At 68.8% G+C, this 22,651-nt stretch carries 14 protein-coding genes; 11 read left to right on the top strand and 3 right to left on the bottom strand.

Annotated features, from left to right (window positions below):
- Nucleotides 1-134 precede the first annotated feature (134 nt).
- Complete coding sequence (locus tag ACF088_RS28585) at nucleotides 135-929, bottom strand: alpha/beta fold hydrolase (RefSeq protein ID WP_392378732.1); 795 nt, start codon at nucleotides 927-929, stop codon at nucleotides 135-137.
- A gap of 152 nt (nucleotides 930-1,081) precedes the next feature.
- On the opposite strand from ACF088_RS28585, the gene ACF088_RS28580 reads away from it, so the two are divergent.
- A complete protein-coding gene (locus ACF088_RS28580) occupies nucleotides 1,082-1,978 on the top strand; it encodes a LysR family transcriptional regulator (protein WP_392378731.1) in 897 nt (298 codons plus the stop codon).
- 578 nt (nucleotides 1,979-2,556) lie between these two features.
- The gene (acnA, locus tag ACF088_RS28575; protein WP_392378730.1) at nucleotides 2,557-5,271 is read left to right on the top strand and encodes an aconitate hydratase AcnA; all 2,715 of its coding nucleotides are present in this window, start codon (nucleotides 2,557-2,559) and stop codon (nucleotides 5,269-5,271) included.
- Between the two features lie 142 nt (nucleotides 5,272-5,413).
- Here acnA and ACF088_RS28570 read toward each other — a convergent pair whose 3' ends face one another.
- Nucleotides 5,414-8,815 carry a GH92 family glycosyl hydrolase gene (locus ACF088_RS28570; RefSeq protein ID WP_392378729.1) on the bottom strand — a complete coding sequence of 1,134 codons (3,402 nt, stop codon included), beginning with the start codon at nucleotides 8,813-8,815 and terminating at the stop codon, nucleotides 5,414-5,416.
- Between the two features lie 457 nt (nucleotides 8,816-9,272).
- Between ACF088_RS28570 and ngcE the strand changes: the two genes are divergently transcribed.
- From ngcE to ACF088_RS28525, 9 genes are all read left to right on the top strand, one after another.
- Complete coding sequence (ngcE, locus tag ACF088_RS28565) at nucleotides 9,273-10,712, top strand: N-acetylglucosamine/diacetylchitobiose ABC transporter substrate-binding protein (RefSeq protein WP_392378728.1); 1,440 nt, start codon at nucleotides 9,273-9,275, stop codon at nucleotides 10,710-10,712.
- A gap of 88 nt (nucleotides 10,713-10,800) precedes the next feature.
- Nucleotides 10,801-11,724 carry a carbohydrate ABC transporter permease gene (locus tag ACF088_RS28560; protein ID WP_392378727.1) on the top strand — a complete coding sequence of 308 codons (924 nt, stop codon included), beginning with the start codon at nucleotides 10,801-10,803 and terminating at the stop codon, nucleotides 11,722-11,724.
- Nucleotides 11,724-12,689, top strand: a complete 966-nt coding sequence (locus ACF088_RS28555) for a carbohydrate ABC transporter permease (RefSeq protein ID WP_392378726.1) — start codon at nucleotides 11,724-11,726, stop codon at nucleotides 12,687-12,689. The genes ACF088_RS28560 and ACF088_RS28555 overlap by 1 nt, the downstream gene beginning before the upstream one ends.
- Before the next feature lie 349 nt (nucleotides 12,690-13,038).
- Nucleotides 13,039-14,238: an ROK family protein gene (locus tag ACF088_RS28550; RefSeq protein ID WP_392378725.1), complete on the top strand. Its 1,200-nt coding sequence runs from the start codon at nucleotides 13,039-13,041 to the stop codon at nucleotides 14,236-14,238.
- A 140-nt stretch (nucleotides 14,239-14,378) separates the two neighbouring features.
- Entirely contained in the window at nucleotides 14,379-15,473 is a 1,095-nt protein-coding gene (locus ACF088_RS28545; RefSeq protein ID WP_392378724.1) for a sugar ABC transporter substrate-binding protein, read from the top strand.
- Between the two features lie 467 nt (nucleotides 15,474-15,940).
- Nucleotides 15,941-16,741, top strand: coding sequence for an ATP-binding cassette domain-containing protein (locus ACF088_RS28540; protein WP_392378723.1), 801 nt, complete (start codon nucleotides 15,941-15,943; stop codon nucleotides 16,739-16,741).
- Entirely contained in the window at nucleotides 16,738-18,045 is a 1,308-nt protein-coding gene (locus ACF088_RS28535) for a sugar ABC transporter permease (RefSeq protein WP_392378722.1), read from the top strand. Before ACF088_RS28540 ends, ACF088_RS28535 begins: the two co-directional genes overlap by 4 nt.
- A 212-nt stretch (nucleotides 18,046-18,257) precedes the next feature.
- Entirely contained in the window at nucleotides 18,258-20,234 is a 1,977-nt protein-coding gene (dxs, locus tag ACF088_RS28530) for a 1-deoxy-D-xylulose-5-phosphate synthase (RefSeq protein WP_392378721.1), read from the top strand.
- 196 nt (nucleotides 20,235-20,430) lie between these two features.
- Nucleotides 20,431-21,957, top strand: a complete 1,527-nt coding sequence (locus ACF088_RS28525) for an amino acid permease (protein ID WP_392378720.1) — start codon at nucleotides 20,431-20,433, stop codon at nucleotides 21,955-21,957.
- 160 nt (nucleotides 21,958-22,117) lie between these two features.
- Here ACF088_RS28525 and ACF088_RS28520 read toward each other — a convergent pair whose 3' ends face one another.
- Nucleotides 22,118-22,510 carry an NTP pyrophosphohydrolase gene (locus ACF088_RS28520; RefSeq protein ID WP_392378719.1) on the bottom strand — a complete coding sequence of 131 codons (393 nt, stop codon included), beginning with the start codon at nucleotides 22,508-22,510 and terminating at the stop codon, nucleotides 22,118-22,120.
- Nucleotides 22,511-22,651 lie beyond the last annotated feature (141 nt).

Below are 22,651 nucleotides of genomic sequence, written 5' to 3'. Positions count from 1 at the left end.
TGACCTCTCCCTTCCGGGCCGTCGGCGGCGAAGCGAGGGAAGTCGTCGAGGGAGCGGCCGGTCGCGCCGTGATGCGGCATCCGGTCGCGGTCGCCGACCGACCGGGACAGCCTGCGTGGGCTCGTCCGGGCGGGTCACGAGGTGGCGCCGGCGAGCTGGGCCATCCGGGCAAGCACGGCGCGCAGTGCGGTGTTGAACCGGTCGGGGAGCTCCTGGTGTGGCATGTGGGCGGCGCCGGTGATCACGCTGACCGCGGCTGTGGGGGTGAGGGCGGCGCAGGTCCGGGCCACCTCCAGGGGGATCGCGGTGTCCAGCTCACCGTGGATGTAGTGGATCGGCACCTGCAGTCCGGGCAGTGTCGGGCGGGGGTCGTAGCCGTCGGCGGTGGCCTGGTGCGCGTCGATGTAGACGCCGGAGTCCAGGATCTGGCGGACCGTCCAGTCGATGAGCGCGGGCGCGGTGCCCGGCGCGTACCACCCCGGCACCCAGCCGGCGACCGTACCGGCCCGGTCGCGGCGCAGGGCGGCCACGAGCTCCGCCTGAGCCTGCGCCTGCGTCGACGGCCAGTACCCGGGTGCGCCCACCGGGACCACGCCTGCGATCAACTCAGGTCGCCGCACTCCCAGTTCAGTGGCGAAGGACCCGCCGATCGATGAGCCGACGACCACCGGACGGTCCAGTCGCAGCGCGCCGATCAGCGCCACCAGGTCGCTGACCACCCCGGCGGTGGTGTTGCCGCGGGCGGGGCGGGCCGACCGTCCGCAGCCCCGCCAGTCGACGGTGACGACCCGGTGGTCCCGGGTGAAGTCGGGCAGCTGGGCGCCCCAGGTCCGGCCGCTGGTGCCCCAGCCGTGCAGGAACAGCAGTGCCGGGCCGGTCCCTTCGTCCTCGTAGTGGAGCGTGGTGTCGTTGACGTCCAGGCCGGGCATGGCTCTCCTCTGCCTCGTGGGCCCTGGCGGGCCGCGCGGTTCGTGAGGTCCCCAGCCAACCGCGATCAGCTCCGCGGGCCAATGAGCGATCCCCGCCTACACTGATCGCGAACGGTGATCAATTCTGGTCACGGGGGACAGGGGCCGGGGGCATGGAGCTGCGTCAGCTGCGCTACTTCCTCACCGTGGCGGAGGAACTACACTTCGGCCGTGCCGCCGAGCGGTTGCACATCGTGCAGTCCGCGGTCAGCCAGCAGCTCCGGCGGCTCGAACGCGAGCTGGGTACCGAACTGTTCGCTCGCTCCACCCGCGTCGTCCGCCTCACCGAGGCCGGCAACCGGCTCCTCCCCTACGCCAGGGAGATGCTCGCCCTCCGGGCACGCGCCCGGGAGGCCATCGACGAACTGCGCGCCGACCAGGCCGCGACGGTGCGCCTCGGCACCAGCTCGGGGCTGGGTGTCCGGCTGGACGCCGTTCTCACCGCGTTCACCTCTGCTACCGGCCACGCCCAGTTGGAACTCGTCACCAGCAGTACCGAGGAACGTCTGGCGCAGGTGCGGTCCGGTGACCTTGATGCCGCCCTGCTGCGCGGTGAACGGACCGACCCCGGGCTGGAGTTCCTGCCGCTGTGGCAGGACGCGCTCAGGGCGGCGCTGCCCGCGGGCCACGAGCTGGCCACGCGGGAGACCGTCGAACTGGCCCGGCTCGCGGATCTGCCCCTGCGGCTCTCCCCGCGCTCCCGCAACCCCGCGCTTCACGACCTGGTGATGCGCTCCTGCCGGGTGGCCGGCTACACGCCCGTCCTGGGCCCGGAGTTCACCAACGACCAGGACACCCTCGCCGCCATCGGCTACGGCAAACCGTCCTGGACGGTCTTCTACGCCCCACTTGCCGATCAGCTTTCCGTTCCCGGTGTGGTGTTCCGTCCCCTGACCGGGCCGGCGCCGGCCATGCAGACCTACCTTGCGGTGCGGAACGGTCCACCCCGGGCCGCGCTGCGTGCCCTGATCGAAGCCTGCTACGAGGCAGTCGAAGGGGCCCGCGCGTAGGGCCTGGCTGCCGCTTGCCCGGGACGTTCAGCGTCGGTCATTCAGCGGGAGCCGGTCCCGTTCCCGCCGCGACTCCCGACGTGCTGCCCTGTCGTGGCCGCCCAGTACCGGCCCGGGAAGTGACGCTCACCACGCGACCACCGAAACGGTCGTACCGGCGCGACGTCCTCGAAGCGGTCCGTCATACGGTCCAGCAGCGGGCGGCGCCGTTGGTGGCGTACGGCCTCCACGTACGACAGCTCTACGTATGGCCCTGCAGGATCCACCCCAGCCGGTACAGCCACCCGGCACCCACAGTGCGACCACGCTCACGACTGGGTTCACTGAGACGGAAGGCCGAGCGACGGGGGCGCTGAGTAGGCGCCTCGATGGGATGCGAGCGGTCGGCACCGGTCAGGGCATGACCAGGCCGCGACGATGTACTAGAGTTATCTCGACATCGAGATATCTGCCGAGAGGCGTACCGCTGCCGCGCCAGTAAGGCGTGCCTAACTTAGGCATACCTTAGCGGATGGTCAAGGAGCTGTGACGGCAGCATTGCGGTGGTACGCGCGAATTCATGCATGAAGGAGACTGTCGTGTCGGCGAACAGCTTCGACGCCCGCAGCACGCTGCAGGTGGGCGACGAGTCGTACGAGATCTTCCGGCTGGACAAGGTCGAAGGCGCCGCGCGTCTTCCCTACAGCCTGAAGGTGCTGCTGGAGAACCTGCTCCGTACCGAGGACGGCGCGAACATCACCGCCGACCACATCCGGGCGCTCGGCGGCTGGGACTCGCAGGCCCAGCCCAGCCAGGAAATCCAGTTCACGCCGGCCCGCGTGATCATGCAGGACTTCACCGGCGTGCCCTGTGTCGTGGACCTCGCCACCATGCGTGAGGCCGTCAAGGAGCTCGGCGGCGACGCCGACAAGATCAACCCGCTGGCGCCGGCCGAGCTGGTCATCGACCACTCCGTCATCGCCGACAAGTTCGGCACCGCCGACGCCTTCGGCCAGAACGTCGAGCTGGAGTACGGCCGCAACAAGGAGCGCTACCAGTTCCTGCGCTGGGGCCAGACCGCCTTCGACGAGTTCAAGGTCGTCCCCCCGGGCACCGGCATCGTCCACCAGGTCAACATCGAGAAGCTGGCCCGTACGGTCATGGTCCGCGGCGGCCAGGCCTACCCCGACACCCTCGTCGGCACCGACTCGCACACCACGATGGTCAACGGCCTGGGCGTCCTGGGCTGGGGCGTCGGCGGCATCGAGGCCGAGGCCGCGATGCTCGGCCAGCCGGTCTCCATGCTCATCCCGCGCGTCGTCGGCTTCAAGCTGACCGGCGAGCTGCCGGCCGGCACGACCGCCACCGACCTCGTGCTGACCATCACCGAGATGCTGCGCAAGCACGGTGTCGTCGGCAAGTTCGTCGAGTTCTACGGTGAGGGCGTCGCCGCCACCTCGCTGGCCAACCGCGCCACCATCGGCAACATGTCGCCGGAGTTCGGTTCGACCGCCGCGATCTTCCCGATCGACGACGAGACGCTGAAGTACCTGAAGCTGACGGGTCGCGACGAGCAGCAGGTCGCGCTCGTCGAGGCGTACGCCAAGGAGCAGGGCCTCTGGCTCGACCCGGCCGCCGAGCCCGACTTCTCCGAGAAGCTGGAGCTGGACCTGTCGACGGTCGTCCCGTCGATCGCCGGTCCGAAGCGCCCGCAGGACCGCATCGTCCTGGCCAACGCCTCCCAGCAGTTCGCGCAGGACGTGCGCAACTACGTCGAGGACGACGACGAGGCGGGCAAGGAGTCCTTCCCGGCCTCCGACGCCCCGGCCGCCACCAACGGCGTGCCGACCCGTCCCACCACGGTCACCGCCCCCGACGGCTCGACCTACGAGATCGACCACGGTGCGGTGACGGTCGCGGCCATCACCTCCTGCACCAACACCTCGAACCCGTACGTCATGGTCGCCGCCGCGCTGGTCGCGAAGAAGGCCGTGGAGAAGGGCCTGACCCGCAAGCCGTGGGTCAAGACCACCCTGGCGCCGGGCTCGAAGGTCGTCACCGACTACTTCGACAAGGCCGGGCTCACCCCGTACCTCGACAAGGTCGGCTTCAACCTCGTCGGCTACGGCTGCACCACCTGCATCGGCAACTCCGGCCCGCTGCCGGAGGAGGTCTCCAAGGCCGTCAACGACCACGACCTGGCCGTCACCTCGGTGCTCTCCGGCAACCGCAACTTCGAGGGCCGGATCAACCCCGACGTCAAGATGAACTACCTGGCCTCCCCGCCGCTGGTCGTCGCCTACGCCCTCGCGGGCTCCATGAAGGTGGACATCACCAAGGACGCGCTCGGCGTGGACCAGGACGGCAAGCCGGTCCACCTGGCCGACATCTGGCCGACCGAGGCTGAGGTCAACGACGTGGTGGCCAACGCCATCGGCGAGGACATGTTCAACAAGTCCTACCAGGACGTCTTCGCGGGTGACGCCCAGTGGCAGGCGCTGCCGATCCCGACCGGCAACACCTTCGAGTGGGACCCGCAGTCCACCTACGTGCGCAAGCCCCCGTACTTCGAGGGCATGACGATGGAGACCACCCCGGTCTCGGACATCTCCGGCGCCCGGGTGCTGGCGAAGCTGGGCGACTCGGTCACCACCGACCACATCTCCCCGGCCGGTGCGATCAAGGCGGACACCCCCGCCGGCCAGTACCTCACCGAGCACGGCGTCGAGCGTCGTGACTTCAACTCCTACGGCTCGCGCCGTGGTAACCACGAGGTCATGATCCGCGGCACCTTCGCCAACATCCGCCTGCGCAACCAGATCGCGCCGGGCACGGAGGGCGGGTTCACCCGCGACTTCACCCAGGACGGCGCTCCGGTCTCCTTCATCTACGACGCCTCGCAGAACTACCAGGCGGCCGGCACCCCGCTGGTCATCCTGGCCGGCAAGGAGTACGGCTCCGGCTCGTCCCGCGACTGGGCCGCCAAGGGCACCGCGCTGCTCGGCGTCAAGGCCGTCATCGCCGAGTCCTACGAGCGCATCCACCGCTCGAACCTCATCGGCATGGGCGTCCTGCCGCTGCAGTTCCCGGAGGGCGCGTCGGCCGAGTCGCTCGGCCTGACCGGCGAGGAGACCTTCTCGTTCTCCGGCGTGACCGAGCTGAACGACGGCACCACGCCGCGCACGGTCAAGGTGACCACCGACACCGGTGTCGAGTTCGACGCGGTCGTCCGCATCGACACTCCCGGCGAGGCGGACTACTACCGCAACGGCGGCATCATGCAGTACGTGCTGCGCTCGCTGATCCGCAAGTGAGCAGGGCCGCCGGCAGCTGACCGGCGGCACGGGACGGGCCGCACTCCCTCGCCGGGGGAGTGCGGCCCGTCCGCGTACCCGGGGCCGGCCGGACCCGCGGCTCCGCAGAGGCGGGCTCCGGCCGGGCCGCCGGCGCCGGTCCTCAGCCCAGCAGTTCCACCTCCGCCAGGGTGGCCGCACCGTCGGCGCGGAGCCGGTAGTGCCGGAAGTCGCCGGGCCGTTCGATGGCGAACACCCGCGTCTGGCGGTCCCAGGTGAAGTGCTCGCCGGCGCGGTGGTCGACCACCTGCCAGTGTTGGCCGTCGGTGGAGCCCTCCAGCCGCCAGCCCGACGGCGCCGCGGCGCGCTCCGCCGAGGTCAGGGTGTACGACGTGATCCGGGCGGGCGCGGTCAGCGTGGCCGAGGCGGTGCTGAAGGTGGCGGCGGTTTCCGAAGTGTTGTCGAACAGCGGACCGGCCGTGGGGTCCGAGCGGTCGGCGGGCGGGGAGGGCACCGTGTCGTCCTGGGTGATCGACGTCGGGGCGGCGTCCGCTGCGGTGCCCCAGGCGGAGGGCCGGTCGCCCATGGTGAAGTCCAGGGTGCCGCCCCGGGCCAGGAGCCGGTGCGGCAGAGCAGTGGAATTCCAGGGCTTGCCGTTCACCCGGAGGCTTTGGACATAGACGTTGCGCGCATTGTTGCGCGGGGCCTTGATGGTGAGATCGCGGCCGTTTTCCAGGTGGACCGTGGCTTTGGTGAACAGCGGGGAGCCCACCGCGTATTCGCCCTGGCCCATCACCAGCGGATAGAAGCCGAGCGAGCTGAAGACGTACCACGCGGACATCTCGCCGTTGTCCTCGTCGCCCGGATATCCCTGGCCGATCTCACTGCCGAGGTAGAGCCGGGACATCGCGTCGCGGACCTTTTCCTGGGTCTTCCAGGGCTGGCCGGCCGCGTCATACAGATAGCTGATGTGGTGCGAGGGCTGATTGCCGTGTCCGTACATGCCCATGCGGGTGTCGCGGGCCTCGGTCATTTCATGGATCACCTCGCCGTAGGAGCCGGCGAATTCCTTGGACGCGGTCTCCGGGGTGGTGAAGTAGGCGTCGAGTTTCCTGGCCAGGCCGGAGCGGCCGCCGTAGAGGTTGGCCAGCCCCCGGGTGTCCTGCGGCGCGGTGAAGGCGAAGGTCCAGGCGTTGGTCTCGGTGTAGTCGTTGCCCCAGACCCGGGGGTCGAAGGTGCCCGGGGGCAGCCGCCAGCGGCCCTGGGCGTCCTTGCCCTGGAAGAAGCCGACCTTGTCGTCGAAGAGCTTGACGTAGTTCTGGGCACGGCCCAGGAAATAGGCGGATTCTTCCTTGTAGCGGGGCTTTTTGGTCTTCTCGTACAGGGCCTTGCCCATACGGGCGATGCCGAAGTCGTTGAGATAGCCCTCCAGCGCCCAGGACATGCCCTCACGGGTATCGGTGCTCGTATAGCCGAGGAAGGGCGCGGTGTTCATGCCCTTACGGCCGACGCCGGGGTTCGGCGGGGCGACGGTGGCGTTCTTCACGGCCGCGGCATAGGCCGCCTCGGCGTCGAATTCCACGCCCTTGGCGTATGCGTCGGCGAACGCCACATCGGAACTCGTCCCGGTCATCAGATCCGCATAGCCGGGCGAGGACCAGCGGGAGATCCAGCCGCCGTCCTTGTACTGCTGGACGAAGCCGTCGACCATTTTCCCGGCCCGTTTCGGGGTGAGCAGGGAATAGGCGGGCCAGGTGGTCCGGTAGGTGTCCCAGAACCCGTTGTTGACGTACACCTCACCGTCGACGATCTTCGAGCCGGTGCGGGTCGGGGTGTCCTGCCCGGTCTGCGGCGAGAACGGGGACGCATAGCGGCTGCGCGAACCGACCTTCTCGAAGCCGGAGTTGGGGTAGAGGTAGAGGCGGTAGAGGTTGGAGTAGAGGGTGGTGAGCCGGTCGCGGCTCGCACCCTGGACCTCGATCCGGCCCAGGAGGTCGTCCCACTGCGACTGGGCCCGGTCCCTGACGCCGGCGAAGCTCGCGCCGGCCGGGATCTCCCGGGCCAGATTCGCCCTGGCCTGATCCACGCTGATCAGGGAGGTGGCGATCCGCATGGTCACGGTGCGGTCCGCCCCGGGCTTGAAGCGGAGATAGCCGGTGACGTCCTTGCCACCCCCGCCGTCGAGCCTGCCGCCGCCGGTGACCGGGGCGTCGAAGGAGCCGTAGACGAAGAGCCGGGTGGCGCCGACGGACAGTCCGCTCCTGACGTCCGAGAAGCCGGTGACGATCCCGTGCTCGGTGTCCAGGCTCAGCCCGCCTTTGTTGTTGACGTTGTCGAAGATCAGGCTCGCCTGGTCGCCGGGGAAGGTGAAGCGCATCAGCGCGGCGTGGTCGGTCGGGGTGATCTCTGTCTTGAGGCCGTTGTCGAAGGTCACGCCGTAGTAGTGCGGCTTCGCGGTCTCGTTGGCGTGGTGGAACGGCAGCGCACGGCCGGTGCGCGAGGCGTCCGGGGTACCGGCCACGGCGGACGGCATGACCTGGAACGTCTGCCGGTCTCCCATCCACGGGCTCGGCTCATGGCTGGCGCTGAAGGCCTGGAGGGTGGGGAGGTTGTCGGCGTTGTTCTTCCGCGCGTACTCGTAGAGCCAGTCGGCGGAGCCCGCGTTGGTGACCGGGGTCCAGAAGTTGAATCCGTTGGGGACGGCGGTGGCGGGGAAGGTGTTGCCGCGCGAGAAGCTGCCGCTGGAGAGCGTGCCGCGGGTGGTGACGGCGTAGTCGGAGAGGTGCGCGAGCGGCTTCTCCGGGGCCTTGGGGCCGAGGACGATGTCGTCGACCCAGCCGCGGAAGGCCGGTGCGGTCCGCGGCGCCCGGGGCGCGTCGTAGGCGACCAGGATCCGGTCGACGGTCTTGCCGGCGGCGACCGCGCCGATCCGCGACTCCCGGTTGTTCCACTGGTTGGCGTAGAGCGTCTTGGAGGCGGCCTGGCCCTGCGGTGTCAGCGGCGCGCCGTGCTGGTCGACGGCGGACAGCTCGCTGAGGTAGGTGCCGTCGGTGAAGGCGAGGTCCACGGCGGTGTGGGTCGCCGGATAGTCCGGATCGCTCTTCGCCATCTCGGGGAAGATCTTGTACGAGAGCGAAGTGGCCGCGGTGACGGGGAGGTTGACGTCGAAGATCTTGTTGTACGAGTAGCCGCGGCCGTCGGCGGTGTGGGTGCCGGAGTAGCGCAGCGCATGGGTGCCGCTGAAGCCGGCGTGCGCCTTGGCGGTGGGGGAGTCGCCCGGTCCGGTGTCGGTCCCGGTGTTCATACCGGGCGCCGCGGGGGTGGTCTGCGGGCTGACACCCGAGGCCCGGGGTGTGCCGTCGGGGCCGGTGTCGACGCCGTCGGTCCAGTCCGGCGGCGGTTCGCCGGGTTCGAAGGAGGAGCGGAACTCCGTTGCCCCCTGGGGCTTTAGGGGCGGCGCGGCCTGTGCCGGGCCGGGCACGGTGATGACGAGTAGCGCGGCCGCCAGGAGGGCGGCGGGGCGGGCGATCCCCCGCAGTGGACGGTGCTGGTATCCGATCCGCACGCGAGCCCTCTCAAGGAGATTGACATCGTTGTCAGTTACATGACGCCAAGATAAACAGAGATAAGTAAGGTGCGTGGGGTCTTTGGTGTCAAGGGTGTCGCTGAGATCGGTGGGCCGCGGCGTCGCCGGGCGGTCCGGCAGGGTGACGTCCGGACAATCTCAGGGTGACTCCCGGACAATCTCCTGCATGTCGGGGAGGTCTCAACTAGGGAAAGACTGCCGCCCAAACCTGCATTCGATCTTGCCCCTGGGGTCGGAAGTGGACTATACCTGTCGGCGTCCGACCGGCCGTACGACCACGGCCGCGGAGCCGGGGGGAAGGCGGGGAACGGATGATTGCCCCGCATTTCTCTAGCGTGCCCGGTGCACATCCCGTACAACTCAGCTTCATCTGACCCGCGGTGCCGGGGTGGCTCCGGTACACCGCCTGAGTCCTGAAGAAGGCGAGGACTTGAGCATGGGATCCACCTCTGAATTCAACCGTCGCGACCTGGTCAAGCGAGCCGCGGCCCTGGGAATCGTCGCCGTACCGGCCATGGGCGTGCTGTCGGCGTGTGCCGGCGGCGGCGACAGCGGCGACAACAAGGTCGAAAAAGGCAAGAAATCGGCCAAGAATCCGCTTGCGGTCAATGAGTCGGCCGGCCTCGATGTGGTCATCTTCGACGGCGGATTCGGCGACAAGTACGCCAAGGACGCGCAGGGCGAGTACCGCAAGTCCTTCCCGAAGGCCGACGGCAAGGTCAAGCTCTCTTCGACCCAGAAGATCCAGTCGACGCTGCAGCCGCGCTTCAACGGCGGAAACCCTCCGGACCTCGTCGACAACTCCGGTGCGGAACAGATGGATTTCGGCACGCTGGTGGCCAAGGAGCAGCTGACCGACCTCACCGCGCTCCTCGATGCCCCCTCCATCGACGATCCGCACAAGAAGGTGCGCGACACGCTGCGCCCCGGTGTGGTCGAGATGGGGCAGTTCGGCGGCAAGGAAACCTGGATCCTCTACTACGCATACACGGTCTACGGCGTCTGGTACTCCAAGAGCAATCTGCAGAAGCTGGACGCGGAATATCCGGAGACCTGGGACGACATGCTGGCCCTGTGCGCGAAGGCCAAGAAGAAGGGCGTCGCCGGCTGGACGTACCCGGGCAAGTACCCGTACTACCTTCCCTTCAGCCTGTACCCGTTCATTGCCAAGATCGGCGGTGAAGAGGTCCTGCGGAAGATCGACAATCTGGAGCCTGGCGCCTGGAAGGACCCGGCTGTCAAGGCGGCCTTCGAGGCCTATTACGAGCTCTACAAGAAGGGCTATGTCCTCAAGGGCTCGCCCGGTCTGGACCACCTGCAGTCGCAGAAGGCGTGGGCCGAGGGCAAGGCGCTGTTCATCCCCAACGGTTCCTGGGTGGAGAACGAGTCGGCCAAGCAGATTGCGAAGAACCCGCACTTCGATCTCGCCGTCGGTGCCCCGTCCAGCCTGTCCACCTCCGACAAGATGCCGTTCGGCACCCTCTGGGCCTCGGGCGGCGAGCCGTTCATCGTGCCGAGGAAGGCCCACAACGCCGAGGGCGGTATGGAACTGCTGCGCATCATGCTCGGCAGGAAGTCCTCGCAGAACTTCATCAAGCAGGTTTCCTCGCTCACCTCGCTCAACGGCGGAACCGAGGGACTGACGCTCCCGCCCGGTCTGGCATCGGCGCAGGTGGCGCTGCAGAAGGCCGGTCAGAACATCGTCAATCCGCGGTTGCAGGACTGGTATGTGGCGCTCCAGAAGGAGCGGATCGGTGTCGGTGCGCTGGGCGAGATGATGGCCGGCCGGATGACTCCCGACGAGGCCATCAAGAAGATCCAGAAATACGCGGACGACACCCGCGACGACTCCAGCGTCAAGAAGTACAAGCGCTGACCGACGAGTTCGTGAGACACCGCTCAGCGCCGGCTGGAGAAGCGTCACCGGCTGTGGCACACGCAGGGAGAGAACGGGATCGGTAGTCATGAAACACGGTAAGTACCGTTTCATTGCGGGGTTCTTGGTCCTCCCGCTGGCGATTTACGCGATCTTCGTGATCTCGCCGTTCGTGCAGGCCATTTACTACTCCTTCACGGACTGGACCGGACTGAGTCCGGACATGAAGATGGTCGGCTTCGACAACTATGCGCGCCTCTTCAAGGACGATGTCTTCTGGTCCGCCGTGGGCAACAGCGTGACGTTGTTGCTGCTCCTGCCGGTGGTGACGCTCTCGCTCGGGCTCTTCTTCGCCTTTATGCTCAACGTCGGTGGCCGCCGCCGGAAGAAGGCGGTCATCGGCGGGGTGCGCGGCTCGGGCACCTACAAAATTCTCTACTTCTTCCCGCAGGTGCTGTCGGTCCCGATCGTCGCGCTGCTGTTCCAGTTCGCCTACAACCCGGAGAGCGGTGCGCTCAACGCCTTCTTCACGGCGATCGGGCTCGACAATGTGCAGCCCGACTGGCTGGGCGATCCGCAGATCGCGCTGTGGTGCGTCATGGCCGCGATGGTGTGGGCCAATGTCGGCTTCTATGTCGTGCTCTTCTCCGCCGGAATGAGCTCCATTCCCAAGGACTTCTACGAAGCCGCGCTGCTGGACGGCGCGAACCGGCTCAACACGTTCTTCCGGATCACCCTTCCGCTGCTGTGGGACACCGTCCAGACCGGCTGGATCTATATGGGCATCCTCGCCCTGGACGTATCGGCCTTCGCATTCGTGCAGATCATGAGTGTCGGCCCGGGCGGGCCCGACTATTCGACCGAGGTCCTTCCGCTGTACGTGTACCAGAAGACCTTCCGCGACGGTCAGGCCGGATACGCGACGGCCATCGGCGTTTCCCTGCTGATCGTGACCCTCGTCTTCTCGGCCATCGTGATGCGGCTGGGACGACGCGAGCGACTGGAGTTCTGATGAGTGCGCAGACGGATCCCGCGGACCTCCCGGGTGTGACGAAGGAGCAGGGGCCGTCTCCGGCTGCCTCGCGCGTGCCGGGGCAGCGCCGCGGACAGGGCGGTAAGGACGGCGCCCGCTCCCATGGCGGAAGCAGCGAGGGCAAGGTCCTCAACGTCTTCTCGCACGGAGTCCTGGTGATCTGGGGCCTCTTGGTCACCATGCCGCTGCTGTGGGCGGTGGTGAGCTCCTTCAAGGACGACACCGAGATCTTCGGCTCGCCCTGGGGGCTGCCCTCGGTCCTGCACTTCGACAACTGGTCACGCGCCTGGGACAAGGCGAACATGGGCCAGTACTTCTTCAACTCGCTGATCGTCGTGGGCGGTTCACTGATCGGCACGATGCTGCTGGGCGCGATGGCGGCGTATGTGCTGGCCCGCTTCGACTTCCCGGGCAACCGCTTCCTGTACTTCCTGTTCGTGGGCGGGATGGGCTTCCCGGTCATCCTGGCGCTCGTCCCGCTGTTCTTCGTCATGAAGAACATGGCGCTGCTGGACACCTACCACGGCCTGATCCTGGTCTATATCGCCTACTCGCTGCCGTTCACGGTCTTCTTCCTCAGCGGGTTCTTCAGGACGCTGCCCACGTCGGTGGCCGAGGCGGCGCTCATCGACGGCGCCTCGCACACCCGCACCTTCTTCCAGGTGATGCTGCCGATGGCCAAGCCCGGCCTGATCAGTGTCGGGATCTTCAACTTCCTCGGGCAGTGGAACCAGTACCTGCTGCCGACGGTGCTCAACGTCGGGGACCCGGACAAGAAGATGCTGACCCAGGGGCTGGTGGCGCTGGCGGTGAGCCAGGGCTACAAGGGGGACTGGTCCGGTCTGTTCGCGGGGCTGACGATCGCGATGCTGCCGGTGCTCGCCGCGTACATCATCTTCCAGCGGCAGGTGGTGGCCGGTCTGACCGCCGGCGCACTCAAATAAGGGAGCGGGACGGGGCGCCGTAGAGGGGGGCGGGCCGGGAAGCCGACGCCGGCTGTCGGCCGTCGGCGGGCGATGTATTTGCGCCGGCTTTGGGGAGCGCCAGGTGCGTGCCCGGGGGCGGCTCCGCTGCGGCGGGGCCGCCCCCGCGGGCGTCCCGGCGGGACCTCTCCTGATCATGTGTGGGCTCAACGCCTTGACGAGACTTCCCGGCTGGAGTTCTGCTTAGAGTTCACATGTTGAATCGAGGGCCGTCCTACAAGGGTGTGGGTGCGGCCGGCGGGCGGTCGTTGTGCCTCCCCCAGTCACCACTGGGAGGCACCCCCGGCCCCAGACGGGAGTGGATGAGTCGATGGAGACTCCGGGGTCGCAGTCCTCGCTGCACCGGGCCAATCTGGAGCGGGTCGTACGTGCGGTGCGTATGGCGGGCTCCCTCACGCAGGCGGAGATCGCCCGGAGCACGGGGCTGTCCGCGGCCACCGTTTCCAACATCGTTCGTGAGTTGAAGGACGGCGGGACCGTTGAGGTGACCCCGACCTCGGCCGGCGGGCGGCGGGCGCGCAGTGTCTCCCTCTCCGGCGATGCGGGCATCGTCGTAGGGGTCGATTTCGGGCATTCCCACCTGCGGGTGGCGGTCGGCAACCTCGCCCACCAGGTGCTCGCGGAGGAGGCCGAGCCGATCGATGTGGACGCCTCCGCCGCCGAAGGCTTCGACCGGGCGGAAGAGCTGGTCAACCGGCTGATCACGGCCACCGGACTCGACGCGGGCAAGGTCATCGGCGTCGGTCTGGGCGTACCGGGACCCATCGACGTCGAGTCCGGGACGCTGGGCTCGACGGCGATCCTGCCGGGCTGGTCGGGGACCAACCCCGGCCAGGAGCTGTCCGGGCGCCTCGGAGTGCCCGTCCATGTCGACAACGACGCCAACCTCGGCGCGCTGGGCGAGCTGGTGTGGGGCGGGGGCCGGGGGGCCGCCGATCTGGCGTACATCAAGGTCGCCAGCGGTGTCGGCGCGGGCCTGGTGATCAGCGGGCAGATCTACCGGGGGCCGGGCGGCACGGCGGGCGAGATCGGGCACATCACGCTGGACGAGTCCGGCCCGGTGTGCCGCTGCGGCAACCGCGGCTGCCTGGAGACCTTCACCGCGGCCCGCTATGTGCTCCCGCTGCTGCAGCCGAGCCACGGGCCCGATCTGACCATGGCGCGGGTGGTGCAGCTGGCCCGCGAGGGCGACCCGGGCTGCCGGCGGGTGATTGCGGACGTGGGCCGCCATATCGGTAGCGGTGTGGCGAACCTGTGCAATCTGCTCAATCCCAGCAGGGTGGTGCTCGGCGGTGATCTCGCCGAGGCCGGTGAGCTGGTCCTGGCGCCGATCCGGGAATCGGTGTCGCGGTATGCGATCCCCAGTGCGGCACGGCAGTTGGGGATCGTCCCGGGCACGCTCGGGGGCCGTGCGGAGGTACTGGGCGCGCTGGCGCTGGTGCTGAGCGAGATGGGCGATTCGACCCTGCTCGACGGTGCGCAGCCCGCGGACGCTCCGGCACTGGCGTGAAAGCTCTGAGTTCACGCAGCTAACGCATGGCACCGTTGTCATCTCGTTAAGGATTTACTCCTTGACGGTCGGCTGGCGGCCGAGTTGACTTCCAGCCACCTCGGCCGCAACGACGCGGCCTCGTCAGGGAGGCAACCCCAATGAACGTTTGGACGCGTCGCGTCGTCATAGGCACCGCCGCCGTCTCGATGGCGCTCTCCGTGGCCGCGTGTGGTAAGGCCGGTGACAACGCCAAGGGCGGCGGTGGCGACAACAAGACCATCGGTCTGCTCCTGCCGGAGAACAAGACCACGCGCTACGAGACCTTCGACCGTCCGCTGATGGAGGCGAAGATCAAGGAGCTGTGCAGCGACTGCACGGTCAAGTACAACAACGCGGCGCAGGAGACCGAGACCCAGAAGAAGCAGTTCGATGCGCTGATCACCCAGGGCGTGAAGGTGATCATTCTGGACTCCGTCGACTACAAGGCGACCAAGTCCTGGGTGAACCAGGCCGCCAAGAAGGGCGTCAAGGTCGTCGCCTACGACCGGCTGGCCGAGGGCAAGCTCTCCGCCTACGTGTCCTACGACAACGAGAAGATCGGCCGCCTGCAGGGCCAGGCGCTGGTCAAGGCGCTCGGCGACAAGGCCAAGGACAGCAATGTCGTCATGATCAACGGCTCGCCGACCGACCCGAACATGCCGTTCTTCAAGAAGGGCGCCCACAGCGTCCTCGACAAGCAGGTCAAGAAGATCGCGTACGAGCAGGACATCCCCGACTGGTCGCCCGACGAGGCCAACAGGAAGATGGGCGCCGCCCTCGACTCGCTCGGCAAGGACGGCTTCCAGGGCGTCTACTCCGGCAACGACGGCATGGCCGGCGGCATCATCACCGCGCTCAAGCAGAAGGGCGTCAAGGTCCCGGTCGGCGGCCAGGACGCCGAACTCGCGGGTCTGCAGCGGATCCTCAAGGGCGAGCAGGCCTTCACGATCTACAAGCAGATCAAGCCGCAGGCCGACTCCACCGCCGAGATCGCCGTCAAGCTGCTCAAGGGCGAGAAGATCGACTCCCTGACGGACACCAAGGTCGACAGCCTCAGCGGCGAGGTCAAGGGCATCCCGGCCAAGCTGTACGACGCGCAGATCGTGACCAAGGACAACATCGCCTCCACGATCATCAAGGACAAGGTCTACAAGGCGAGCCAGATCTGCACCGGCGACGTCAAGAAGGCCTGCGCGGCGGCCGGCATCAAGTAGGACCTCGGCCCGTCGGCCCCCGGCCGTCGGCCCCCGGCCGTCGGCCCCCGGCCGTCGGCCCCCGGCCCCCGCCCCCGATCCCGTCGGCCATGTTTCCCGGCCACGGTCACACCGGCACACCGGCAACACGTCTCTTCCCCGGGCTCCCGGGGGACCCGGGCTCCGGGCCCCGGTCGGGAGGGGCCGCGCGGCCCCTCCCGCGGCCCCTACCCCGGTCGACCGGTCGCGCCCCGGCCCCACCCCGGTCGCGCCCCGGCCCCACCCCGGCCACGCACCCGGCCCCACCCCGGCCACGCACCCGGCCCTACCCCGGCCCTACCCCACCCGGCCTCGTCCCGGTCCCGCTCCGCACCCTCCCGGTCCCGCTCCGTACCCCTTCCCTCTCCCCTCCCCGAGCCGGACCGTTCCTTGCAAGCCCCCCAGCTCCACGCACCACCATCCCCGCCGTAGTGACGGCGGCGAAGGAGATGATTCACGTGTCCGCTACGCCTGTGCTGGCGTTGCGCGGAGTCTCCAAGCGGTTCGGCGCCGTCCAAGCACTCACGGACGTCACCCTGGAGATCCACCCCGGTGAGGTGGTCGCCCTTGTCGGCGACAACGGCGCCGGCAAGTCCACCCTCGTCAAGACCATCTCGGGCGTCCACCCGGTCGACGACGGCGCCATCGAATGGGAGGGCGAGGCGGTACGCATCAACAAGCCGCACGACGCCCAGGAACTCGGCGTCGCCACCGTCTACCAGGACCTCGCGCTCTGCGACAACCTCGATGTCGTCGCCAACCTCTACCTCGGCAACGAGATCCGCACCGCGGGTGTCCTCGACGAGATCGCGATGGAGAAGCGCGCCAAGGAGCTGCTGGACACCCTGTCCATCCGCATCCCGAGCGTCCGTATCCCCGTCGCCGCGCTCTCCGGCGGTCAGCGCCAGGTCGTCGCGATCGCCCGCGCACTGATCGGCGACCCCAAGGTCGTCATCCTCGACGAGCCCACCGCCGCCCTCGGCGTCGAGCAGACCGCCCAGGTCCTCGACCTCGTCGAGCGGCTGCGCGAGCGCGAGCTCGGCGTCATCCTGATCAGCCACAACATGGCCGATGTGCAGGCCGTCGCGGACCGGGTCGCGGTGCTGCGGTTGGGTCGCAACAACGGTGTCTTCGATGTCGAGGGCACCTCCCACGAAGAGGTCATCGCCGCCATCACCGGCGCCTCGGACAACGCCGTGACCCGCCGTAAGGCGCGTACGGACCAGGTGAAGAAGGAGGCCGGCGCATGAGTGATCTCACCAAGCAGCCCGCCGCGGACGAGGACGGGGCGGCCGTGGCCGCCCCGGTTGCCGACACCCCCCAGCCGGCCGCCGTCGACCCCCGCCTGCTCGTCCGGGAACAGGGCTTCGCCGGCTACCTCAACGACTTCAAGCGCCGGGTGCGCGGTGGTGAGCTGGGCTCGCTGCCGGTCGTCATCGGCCTGCTCGTCATTGCGGTCGTCTTCCAGCTCAAGAACAGCAGCTTCCTGTCCGCCGACAGCCTCGCGAACATCGGTGTCTACACCTCCGGCCTCGGCATCATGGCCGTCGGCATCGTCTTCGTGCTGCTGCTCGGCGAGATTGATCTGTCCGTCGGCTCGGTGGCGGGCGTCGGCGCGGCCGTGTGGGCCGTGCTCAGCGTCACCCATGGCGTCAACGACTGGCTCGCCGTCCTGATCGCCATCGTGGCCGGAGTGGTCATCGGCGCTCTGCACGGTTTCTTTTTCGCCAAGATCGGTGTGCCGGCCTTCGTCGTCACCCTGGCCGGATTCCTCGGCTGGAGCGGTCTGCAGATCTGGATGATGGGCAACGAGGGCTCCATCAACACGCCGAGCGGCAGCGTGGTGGAGAGCCTCACCGGCTACTACTTCGAGGACAAGGCGGCCGGCTACGGCCTGGCGCTGATAGCCGTCCTCGCCTACGCCGGATCGCTGCTGCTGGACAGCAAGCGCCGCAAGGCCGCCGCGCTGCCCTCCCGGCCGCTCAGCGAAATCCTGCTGCGCACCGGCGTGGTCGCCGTGATCGCCTTCGTCGTCGCCTATGTCCTGAACGAGCCGGCCGGCGCCCGCGGTCTGCCGCTGGCCCTGGTGCTGTTCCTCGCGGTCCTGGTCCTCGCCGACTTCGTGGTGCGCCGCACCGCCTACGGACGGCAGATCTTCGCGGTCGGCGGCAACGCCGAGGCGGCGCGCCGGGCCGGCATCAATGTGAACAAGATCCGGATCAGCGTCTTCGCCATCTCCGGCATGCTCGCCGCCTTCGGCGGACTGTTCATCGCCAGCCTCTCCGGTGGCGCGACCAAGAACCTGGGCTCCGGCAACACCCTGATGAACGTGATCGCCGCGGCCGTCATCGGCGGTACCAGCCTCTTCGGCGGCCGGGGCAAGATCTGGTCCGCGCTGCTGGGCATGCTGGTCATCCAGTCGATCCAGCAGGGCCTGAACCTGCTCGGCATGGCGAGCGAGATCCAGTACATGATCACCGGTGCGGTGCTGCTCGCCGCCGTGGTGATCGACTCGGTCTCCCGCCGGACGCAGAAGACAGCCGGACGCACCTGACCGCGCCTGTCGCCCTACGGCACCGGCCCCCACCGGGCATGATCCGGTGGGGGCCGCTTCGCGCGCGGCGGCGTACCCGGTGCGGCGCGCCACGGCGTGTTTCACCCGAGTGACATACATCGCAAGGCCCGGGCGTCGGCGCGGCGGGCGCGACATTAGACTCATCTGATCGGCAAGCTCGATCCACGGCAGCAAGCAGCAAGGAGGCAGGGGTGGCGTTGCTTTCCCGTATCAGGGGACCGCGCGATCTGGACCGACTGGGCCCGGAGCAGCTCGAGCAGCTGGCGGGGGAGATCCGTACCTTCCTTGTCGACGCGGTGTCCAAGACCGGCGGACACCTCGGGCCGAACCTCGGCGTGGTCGAGCTGACCATCGCCCTGCACCGTGTCTTCGACTCGCCGAAGGACAAGGTGCTCTTCGACACCGGGCACCAGTCCTACGTCCACAAGCTGCTCACCGGCCGTCAGGACTTCTCCAAACTCAAGGCGAAGGGCGGCCTGTCCGGCTACCCCTCCCGCGCGGAGTCCGCGCACGACGTCATCGAGAACAGCCACGCCTCCACGGTCCTGGGCTGGGCCGAGGGCATCGCGAAGGCCAACGAGGTACTCGGGTCGGACGACCGGGTCGCCGCCGTCATCGGTGACGGCGCGCTGACCGGTGGCATGGCCTGGGAGGCGCTCAACAACATCGCCGCCGCCAAGGACCGCCCGCTCGTCATCGTCGTCAACGACAACGAGCGCTCCTACGCCCCGACCATCGGCGGCCTCGCCAACCACCTGGCGACGCTGCGCACCACGGACGGCTACGAGCGTTTCCTGGCCCGCGGCAAGGACCTGCTGGAGCGCACGCCGGTCGTCGGCAAGCCGCTCTACGAGACCCTGCACGGCGCCAAGAAGGGCCTGAAGGACTTCATCGCCCCGCAGGGCATGTTCGAGGACCTGGGCCTGAAGTACGTCGGCCCGATCGACGGCCATGACATCGAGGCGCTGGAATCCGCCCTGACGCGCGCCAAGCGCTTCGGCGGTCCGGTCATCGTCCATTGCCTCACCGAGAAGGGCCGTGGCTACCAGCCCGCCCTCCAGGACGAGGCGGACCGCTTCCACGCCGTCGGCAAGATCCACCCCGACACCGGCCTGCCCATCTCTTCGGGCGGCAAGGACTGGACGTCCGTCTTCGGCGACGAGATGGTCGAGCTCGGCAAGGAACGCAAGGACATCGTCGCCATCACGGCGGCCATGCTCCAGCCCGTCGGACTGGACAAGTTCGCCAAGGCGTTCCCCGACCGCGTCTACGACGTCGGCATCGCCGAGCAGCACGGTGCGGTCTCGGCGGCGGGCATGGCCACCGGCGGCCTGCACCCGGTCTTCGCCGTCTACGCCACCTTCCTCAACCGCGCCTTCGACCAGGTGCTGATGGATGTGGCGCTGCACAAGTGCGGGGTCACCTTCGTGCTGGACCGGGCCGGTGTCACCGGCACCGACGGCGCCTCGCACAACGGCATGTGGGACATGTCGATCCTGCAGGTCGTCCCCGGTCTGCGGATCGCCGCGCCGCGCGACGCCGACCAGGTCCGCGCCCAGCTGCGCGAGGCCGTCGAGGTCGATGACGCGCCCACCGTGGTGCGGTACTCCAAGGGCGCGGTCGGCCCGGCCGTCGAGGCGATCGGCCGGGTGGGCGGCATGGACGTGCTGCGCAGGCCTGCCGAGGCCGTCAAGCGCCCGGACGTCCTGCTGGTCTCCGTGGGCGCGCTCGCCCCGATGTGCCTGGAGATCGCCGACCTCCTCGACAAGCAGGGCATCTCCACCACCGTCGTCGACCCGCGCTGGGTCAAGCCGGTCGACGAGGCGCTGCCGGGCCTCGCCGCGCAGCACCGCGTCGTGGTCACCGTCGAGGACAACGTCCGTTCCGGCGGCGTCGGTTCGGCTGTCGCACAGTCCCTGCGGGACGCCGGTGTCGACCTGCCGCTGCGCGACTTCGGCATCCCCGAGCGGTTCCTCGACCATGCCTCCCGCAAGGAGGTCATGGCGGAGATCGGGCTCACCGCACCGGACATCGCCCGCCAGGTGACCGGTCTGGTCTCCAAGATCGACGGTCGCTACGACACCGAGTCCGCGGACACCGAGTCCGCCGACACCGAGTCCGCCCGCCCCGAGGGCGCGGCCGAGCCGGCCGAGGTCGCCCGCGACTGATTCCCCAGACGGCACCGATGGGCCGGCCGGTCATCCGTACGGATGTTCCGCCCGGCCCATCGGCATGGACGCGGCCACACCCCATCGGGTGAATCCCCGTCGTCCGGAGGCCCGCCGAACCTGACTGTTTCCGGACATTGCGGAGACTCGGGCAGTTCAGGAGAGTTGCGAGGGTCGTCCAGGCGGAGGTTCGCCCATGAGCACACAGCACGGCACACCACATGAATCACGCCGCAATCACGGCATGTTCCGGACGAAGACTGTGGAGCAGTCGATCCTGGACACCGAGGAGCCGGAGCACTCGCTCAAAAAGTCCCTGTCGGCGCTCGATCTGACCGTCTTCGGCGTCGGCGTCGTCATCGGCACCGGCATCTTCGTCCTCACCGGAAAGATCGCCAAGGAGCAGGCCGGGCCTGCCGTGGCCGTGTCCTTCGTCGTCGCGGGCGTGGTCTGTGCGCTGGCGGCGCTGTGTTACGCGGAGTTCGCCTCCACCGTGCCGGTCGCCGGCTCGGCCTACACCTTCTCGTACGCCTCGCTCGGCGAGCTGCCGGCCTGGATCATCGGCTGGGACCTGATCCTGGAACTCGCCCTGGGCTGTGCGGTGGTCGCCGTCGGCTGGTCCGGCTATGTGCGCTCACTGCTGGATTCCGCCGGGCTGCAGCTGCCCGCCGGGCTCTCCGGCACCCATGAGGGGCACTTCGGCTTCGATCTGCTCGCCACCATCCTCGTGCTGGTGCTGACCGGCATCCTGGTGCTGGGGATGAAGCTGTCCTCACGGGTGACGGCGGTGGTCGTCGGGATCAAGGTCACCGTGGTCCTGCTGGTCGTCATCGCCGGAGCCTTCCTCATCGACGGTGCCCACTACGAGCCGTTCATCCCGCCCAGCAAGCCCAGCGAGGCCGGCGGCGGACTGGCCGCACCGCTGGCAGAGCTGATCTTCGGCTTCACCCCGTCCACCTTCGGGGTCATGGGCATCTTCGCGGCGGCGGCCGTGGTCTTCTTCGCCTTCATCGGCTTCGACATCGTGGCCACCGCCGCCGAGGAGACCCGCAACCCGCAGCGCGACGTACCACGCGGCATCCTCGGCTCACTGGCCATCTGCACGGTCCTCTACGTGGCCGTGTCGGTCGTCGTCACCGGCATGGAGAAGTACAGCAAGCTCTCCACCGACGCCCCGCTCGCCGACGCCTTCAAGGACCTCGGGCACCCCTTCTTCGCCGGCGTGATCAGTTTTGGCGCCGCCGTCGGCCTGACCTCGGTCTGCATGATCCTGCTGCTCGGCCAGAGCCGGGTGTTCTTCGCGATGAGCCGGGACGGGCTGCTGCCGCGGGTCTTCTCCCGGTCCCATCCCCGCTACGGGACGCCCTACCGGTCCACCATCGCGCTGGGCGTCATCGTCGCCATCGTCGCCGGCTTCACCTCGATCGACGAGCTCGCCGAACTGGTCAACATCGGCACCCTCTTCGCCTTCGTCGTGGTCGCCCTCGGCGTCGTCCTGCTCCGCCGTTCCCGGCCCGATCTGCACCGCTCCTTCCGTACCCCGTGGGTGCCGGTGGTGCCGATGCTGTCGGTGGTCGCGTCGCTGTGGCTGATGCTCAATCTGCCCGCGGAGACCTGGGTCCGGTTCGCACTCTGGATGGTCGTCGGGTTCGGCGTCTACTTCCTGTACGGGCGCTCGCACAGCCGCCTCGGCATCCGCAGCCGGCAGACCGGCAAGGGCTGACACCCGGCCGCGGACCAAGGGATGTCACCCGGCTGTACCTCAAGGGCTGACGCCGACCGCACACCAAGGGCCGGCGCCCGGCCGCAGCTCCGGCCCCGGCAGCCCCGTATGCCGCTCGTCGCGGTGTACGGGGCCTGTCCTTGTCCCCGGGGGCCGGGGGCTATGCCTCGCCGCGCCCCCGGCCCCGCACCGCCCGCGGGCCCGTCACCCGGGCCCCCAGCGCCTGGACGCGTGCGCGCAGCTCGCGGTCCGCGGTGACCACCAGACAGTCCCGGTCGCCGCACTCCTCCGCCACCAGCTGCACGATCCGGTCATCGCCGCTGCCGCTCGCCGGCACCACCCGTACGCCCTCGGCGGACTCGACCCCGCGCGCCGCGCCCTCCACGACGAGGACCAGTTCCACGGGGGGCGCAACCAGCCCCGGCAGCCCCTTGCCGGCGTACTCGGACAGCGCGTCGCGCAGCCGCTCCGCCGCGCCGCGCCGGTCCCGCCACCAGCCGTCCGGCACCGAGCCGACCACATTGGCGGCATCGACGATGAGCATGGAATCCATGCCGCCACCCTCCCACGTCACGGTGCCGCCGCCCGGACCGCAAGGACTGCCCGGACCGTCCGGACCGTCCGGACCGTCCGGGCCGTCCGGACCGTCCGGGCGGACGGCGCCGGACTCTCCCCGCACACGAAAGCGCGGGCC

Source organism: Streptomyces sp. NPDC015125 (genome assembly GCF_043080045.1).
GTDB lineage: Bacteria > Actinomycetota > Actinomycetes > Streptomycetales > Streptomycetaceae > Streptomyces.
Note: the sequence above shows the minus strand (reverse complement) of the source record. Positions and strands in the feature narration are given on the sequence as shown.

Bases quoted from the DNA above. Each gene is read 5' to 3' on its own strand.
- ACF088_RS28585 (WP_392378732.1), bottom strand. From the start codon at position 929: ATGCCCGGCCTGGACGTCAACGACACCACGCTCCACTACGAGGACGAA.
- ACF088_RS28580 (WP_392378731.1), top strand. From the start codon at position 1,082: ATGGAGCTGCGTCAGCTGCGCTACTTCCTCACCGTGGCGGAGGAACTA.
- ngcE (WP_392378728.1), top strand. From the start codon at position 9,273: ATGGGATCCACCTCTGAATTCAACCGTCGCGACCTGGTCAAGCGAGCC.
- ACF088_RS28560 (WP_392378727.1), top strand. From the start codon at position 10,801: ATGAAACACGGTAAGTACCGTTTCATTGCGGGGTTCTTGGTCCTCCCG.
- ACF088_RS28555 (WP_392378726.1), top strand. From the start codon at position 11,724: ATGAGTGCGCAGACGGATCCCGCGGACCTCCCGGGTGTGACGAAGGAG.
- ACF088_RS28550 (WP_392378725.1), top strand. From the start codon at position 13,039: ATGGAGACTCCGGGGTCGCAGTCCTCGCTGCACCGGGCCAATCTGGAG.
- ACF088_RS28545 (WP_392378724.1), top strand. From the start codon at position 14,379: ATGAACGTTTGGACGCGTCGCGTCGTCATAGGCACCGCCGCCGTCTCG.
- ACF088_RS28540 (WP_392378723.1), top strand. From the start codon at position 15,941: ATGATTCACGTGTCCGCTACGCCTGTGCTGGCGTTGCGCGGAGTCTCC.
- ACF088_RS28535 (WP_392378722.1), top strand. From the start codon at position 16,738: ATGAGTGATCTCACCAAGCAGCCCGCCGCGGACGAGGACGGGGCGGCC.
- ACF088_RS28525 (WP_392378720.1), top strand. From the start codon at position 20,431: ATGAGCACACAGCACGGCACACCACATGAATCACGCCGCAATCACGGC.
- ACF088_RS28520 (WP_392378719.1), bottom strand. From the start codon at position 22,510: ATGGATTCCATGCTCATCGTCGATGCCGCCAATGTGGTCGGCTCGGTG.